This is a genomic window from Brachyspira pilosicoli, assembly GCF_019402445.1.
GTDB lineage: Bacteria > Spirochaetota > Brachyspiria > Brachyspirales > Brachyspiraceae > Brachyspira > Brachyspira pilosicoli_B.
The window spans coordinates 1-1,491 of the sequence record NZ_SRZM01000455.1 but is presented as its reverse complement, the minus strand read 5'-3'; the positions used below and the strand labels follow the sequence as shown (position 1 = coordinate 1,491).

Sequence of the window (1,491 nt, the reverse complement as noted above, 5' to 3'; positions counted from 1 at the left end):
ATCTAATTCTTAGCGATGAAGATTATGAAAATACAAATAAAAAAATTGCAAATATAATATTTATTTCATCAAATGATTTAAAAGAATATTTAAATAGAAGTCATTATTTGGCTCATTTATATGAATAATAATTAATTAGTTATTTTTATATTAATATATTGATAATATTATAATATAAAGTATAATGTTAGCAATTTTACTACTAGGGGGTAAAAAGTGAAACGAATAATATTATTAATGATTGCTGGATTAATGATGTCATTATCTCTATATTCACAAGTTGAGAGATTTACAAGATTAACTCCACAACAGTTAACAAACTTAGCAAATCCAAGAAGACTTTCTCATAGAATATTTTATAGAGAAAAATCAAAAGGACCTAATGCTAAATGGTTTGATGCAGTTAAAGAGGGTGATTTAGAAGAAATAAAAAAAATGGTTGAAGCAGGACAGGATATTGAAGTTCAAGATACAGCAAGTTTAAAACAAACAGCTTTAGGTTGGGCAGCTTTTATAGGATATTTAGATGTAGTTCAGTATTTAGTAAGTAAAGGTGCTAACTTATATGCTGGAGACACTGCTGATGTTACTAGTGCTTTTAAATCTGCTATACTTGGAGGAAATATTGAAGTAATTGAATATTTATATCCTTTATACAATGGAAGACTAAATTTAAATGAGCAAGATAAAAGAGATGGTGAAACAATGCTTATGGTGGCAGCTGGTAATAATAGAGAGGATGCTGTTAAGTTTTTATTAAGTAAAAATGTAGATGTGAATATTGTAAGCAGACAATTAAATAAAAGTGCTTATACTTATGCTTGCGAATCCAAAAATCAAAATATTATCAGTATGATAAAAGCTGCTGGCGGAACTAATGTAAGAACTGGTAAAGCTTCTTGTAATTAATATTTTATAAGAGAAAATAAAATAATATGTTTTATTTAGTTCCAGTATTTATAATTCTTCCATTAATATTAATGGCTGTAATGATATTAGTACCTAACCATATAGGAAAAAAATTACCTCCATCATTTACAAAATCAAAATCTTCTGTTTTACAAATAAAGAGAAATGATTTATTTGATTTGTTAGTGAATTATGAGAATTATCCTATATGGTTAAAGTATTTATCACTTGTTCAAGTAGAAAAAATAGATGATGATAAATTAAAAATCATACAAACTTATAGTAATAGAAAAATATCTCAAGATCTCACTGAAGTAAGAAGAATTAATGATAATGATAAATCAGAGATATCCATTGTTAAATTAGAAAATGAATTTACCGTTTTGTGGACATATATATTAGAAGATTTAGATGATGATAAAACAAAAATAACTATAAAAGAGACAACATATGTTTATCATCCTTATTTTAGATTTATTTTTAAGTATGTTCTTACAGATGAAAATGGTAAAAATGAGTTTTTAATTAGACTTAAAAAATATGTTAATAAAAGATAGATATTATTGACTAATTTTATTTTTT

At 24.7% G+C, this 1,491-nt stretch carries 2 protein-coding genes; both read left to right on the top strand.

The window, feature by feature from the left end; genetic code table 11:
• The first annotated feature begins 255 nt into the window (after positions 1-255).
• Positions 256-909 (top strand): ankyrin repeat domain-containing protein, encoded by a 654-nt coding sequence (locus tag E6A48_RS11825; protein ID WP_407928860.1) that lies wholly within the window; start codon positions 256-258, stop codon positions 907-909.
• 26 nt (positions 910-935) lie between these two features.
• Complete coding sequence (locus E6A48_RS11820; RefSeq protein WP_219710501.1) at positions 936-1,466, top strand: SRPBCC family protein; 531 nt, start codon at positions 936-938, stop codon at positions 1,464-1,466.
• Positions 1,467-1,491 lie beyond the last annotated feature (25 nt).

Excerpts from the sequence above, each read along its gene's own strand:
- E6A48_RS11825 (WP_407928860.1), top strand. The coding sequence starts at position 256 with ATGTCATTATCTCTATATTCACAAGTTGAGAGATTTACAAGATTAACT.
- E6A48_RS11820 (WP_219710501.1), top strand. The coding sequence starts at position 936 with ATGTTTTATTTAGTTCCAGTATTTATAATTCTTCCATTAATATTAATG.